The organism is Bradyrhizobium sp., assembly GCF_019244115.1.
GTDB lineage: Bacteria > Pseudomonadota > Alphaproteobacteria > Rhizobiales > Xanthobacteraceae > Bradyrhizobium.
In genome coordinates, this window is sequence record NZ_JAFATE010000265.1 from 1 (window position 1) to 3,134 (window position 3,134).

The 3,134-nt window shown below is 61.7% G+C and carries 3 protein-coding genes; 2 read left to right on the forward strand and 1 reads right to left on the reverse strand.

Annotated elements, in window-relative coordinates:
• Positions 1 to 212: 212 nt before the first annotated feature.
• The gene (gene dnaK / locus JOZ76_RS11990) at positions 213 to 2,111 is read left to right on the forward strand and encodes a molecular chaperone DnaK (protein WP_291698837.1); all 1,899 of its coding nucleotides are present in this window, start codon (positions 213 to 215) and stop codon (positions 2,109 to 2,111) included.
• Between the two features lie 44 nt (positions 2,112 to 2,155).
• Complete coding sequence (locus JOZ76_RS11995; protein ID WP_291698838.1) at positions 2,156 to 2,731, forward strand: nucleotide exchange factor GrpE; 576 nt, start codon at positions 2,156 to 2,158, stop codon at positions 2,729 to 2,731.
• A gap of 221 nt (positions 2,732 to 2,952) precedes the next feature.
• On the opposite strand, the gene JOZ76_RS12000 is transcribed toward JOZ76_RS11995, so the two are convergent.
• The coding region (locus JOZ76_RS12000; protein ID WP_291698839.1) for a BON domain-containing protein at positions 2,953 to 3,134 on the reverse strand (182 nt) is incomplete at its 5' end.

Sequence of the window (3,134 nt, forward strand, 5' to 3'; positions counted from 1 at the left end):
TTCCGAAGCCGGCGCGCAGCCAGCCCAAAAAGATCGAGGTCAAGGACGCCTCCTGAGCCCGCGACCGACACCGCTCCCGACCTGGACGGGTCGGGAAAGCGGCTTGCATGAGCTCGAAACCGACGCGCCGCAGTGGGCTCTGCGGCAGCGGAGGGACGTTCGAAGGAGCATCCTTCGAAGCTCGGAATAGACGCCAGACAAGGAGGCCCGCCATGGCCAAGGCAATTGGGATCGACCTCGGGACGACCAATTCTTGCGTTGCCGTGATGGAAGGCAACAAGCCGACGATCATCGAGAACGCCGAAGGTGCGCGGACCACGCCTTCGATGGTGGCGTTCACGGGTTCGGGCGAGATCCTGGTCGGGCAACCCGCCAAGCGCCAAAGCATCACCAATCCGGAAAACACCATTTTTGCGATCAAGCGCCTGATAGGTCGCCGTTACGACGACCCGATGACGCAAAAGGACAAGGGGATGGTGCCCTACCGGATCGTGCCCGGCGACAATGGCGACGCATGGGTCGAGGTGCTGGGGAAGAAATACAGCCCAAGCCAGATCAGCGCCTTCATCTTGCAGAAGATGAAGGAAACCGCTGAAGCCAATCTGGGCCACAAGGTGACGCAGGCCGTGATCACCGTCCCCGCTTATTTCAACGACGCCCAGCGTCAGGCGACGAAAGATGCTGGACGAATTGCGGGTCTGGAAGTGCTGCGGATCATCAATGAGCCGACGGCGGCGGCACTCGCTTATGGTCTCGAGAAAAAGAAATCCGGCAAGATCGCGGTCTACGATCTCGGTGGCGGCACATTCGACATCTCTATTCTCGAGGTCGGAGAGGGCGTGTTCGAGGTCAAATCCACGAATGGTGACACGTTCTTGGGAGGCGAGGATTTCGACAAGAGGATCATGGATTATCTTGCCGACGAGTTCCGCAAGGAACAAAGCATCGATCTGCGCAAGGACCGCCTCGCTCTGCAGCGCCTCAAGGACGCAGCGGAGAAGGCCAAGATCGAGCTGTCGAGCGCCACCCAAACCGATGTGAACCTGCCTTTCATCACCGCCGACCAGAACGGCCCGAAACATCTCAACATCAAGCTCACTCGCGCCAAGCTCGAGGCGCTCGTCGACGATCTCATCCAGAAGACGATCGGCCCCTGTCAGGCCGCCCTGAAGGATGCGGGCGTGCGAGCCTCCGAAATTGAGGAGGTCGTTCTCGTCGGCGGCCAGACGCGGATGCCCAAGGTTCAAGAGGTGGTGCGGAACCTGTTCGGGCGCGAACCGCACAAGGGGGTCAATCCGGACGAAGTGGTCGCCGCGGGCGCCGCCATCCAGGCCGGTGTCTTGCAAGGTGACGTCCAGGACGTGTTGCTGCTCGACGTCACGCCGTTATCGCTCGGCATCGAGACGCTGGGCGGCGTGATGACCAAGCTCATCGAGCGGAACACGACGATCCCGATGAAGAAGAGTCAGATTTTCTCGACCGCGGAGGACAATCAGACAGCGGTCACCATCCGGGTGTTCCAGGGCGAAAGGGAGATGGCAGCCGACAACAAGCTCCTAGGCCAGTTCGACCTGGTCGGCATTCCTCCCGCGCCTCGAGGCGTGCCGCAGATCGAGGTGACCTTCGACATCGACGCGAATGGCATCGTGAATGTCTCTGCCAAGGACAAGGCCAGTGGCAAGGAACAGACGATACGCATCCAAGCCTCGGGGGGCCTCTCCGAGGCTGACGTTCAGCGCATGGTCCGCGAAGCCGAAGCGCATGCCGAAGAGGACAAGCGCCGCAGAGCGCTGGTGGATGCCCGCAATCAGGCGGACGCGACCATTTACACCGCGGAGAAAGCCCTGAAGGACGCAGAAGGCCGTGTGCCGCCCGATGTGAAGAGCCAAGTCGAAAGCGCTCTCTCCTCGCTCAAGGATGCGATGAAGGGCGAAGGCACACAGCAGATCCTGCAAGCGACAGAGGCACTCAGGCAGGCAACGATGAAGCTCGGCGAGACCCTCAACCGGAGTGCGGAAAATACCACCGGCAGCGCCGGCGCCAGCGGGTCGGATGATGTCGTGGACGCGGAGTTCACGGACGTCGACGACAGCAAGCGCAAAGCCGGTTAGCCCGCCAGCCCTGATCCATTCCCGCCAGCACATGTGAGCTCATCTTGGCAGACGATGATCGCGACGACAAAGCTCAGGCACCGAGCCAGGTCAGGGCCGAGCCGCACGGCCTGGAGGCCGAGAACGCCTCGCTGCGCGACCGGTTGCTGCGCGCACTGGCCGACGCCGAGAATACCCGCCGACGAGCCGAGCGCAGCGCCGCCGATGCCCGCCAATTTGCGATATCGCATTTCGCCTCTGAACTTTTGACGAGCATCGACAATTTGCGGCGGGCGCTGCTCTCGGCCGAAAGCCTGCCCGAGCAAGGCCCCGCTGATACCGCGCTTCTTGACGGAGTGCGCGCCACCGAGCGTCTGCTCACCTCCACTCTCGAACGCTTTGGCGTGCGCCACAGCGAAGCAGCAGCCGGGACGCCTTTCGATCCTTCGCGGCACGAAGCCGTGACGGAAGTCGAGGATGATGCGGTTGAACCCGGCACCGTGGTGCGCGTTCTGGAAGAGGGATATACGATCCATGATCGTTTGCTTCGGCCGGCCCGCGTGATCGTCGCCCGAAAGCGACAAAAATCGGATGCTGCCGCCTCCAATGAGCGGCAGCATTCCTCCAATACCATCGGTTAGGTTGTCGTGGTTGGGCTACGCCTGTGATGGGCTGGCTCGATTTGAGTCGAGCGTGCTTACTCGTCGCGTTAGCGCGCCGATGAAAATGCCGTCCTGGCGACCCGGCTCGCCATTTCGGTGAGGCGCCTGTTGGACGACAATCGATCAAAAGCGCTTTCTTCGCGCTTGAGATGAAAGCTGCCGGGGCAAGCAGGCGATGCTCGCTTGGGTTGGCGATGCGCTCACACGCTGATGGTGATGTGATTTTCAACGCGAGTCACCCCCGGAACCTGCCAAGCAACGCGCTCGGCCTCCTCGCGTTCGGCCCAGGAGCGGACAGCGCCTCTCAGCTTCACCAGGGTGCCGTCTGTTTCTACCGTAACCCGATTGGCATCGAGCTCCGCATTTCGGCGAAAGGATTCTT

Bases quoted from the DNA above. Each gene is read 5' to 3' on its own strand.
- dnaK (WP_291698837.1), top strand. From the start codon at position 213: ATGGCCAAGGCAATTGGGATCGACCTCGGGACGACCAATTCTTGCGTT.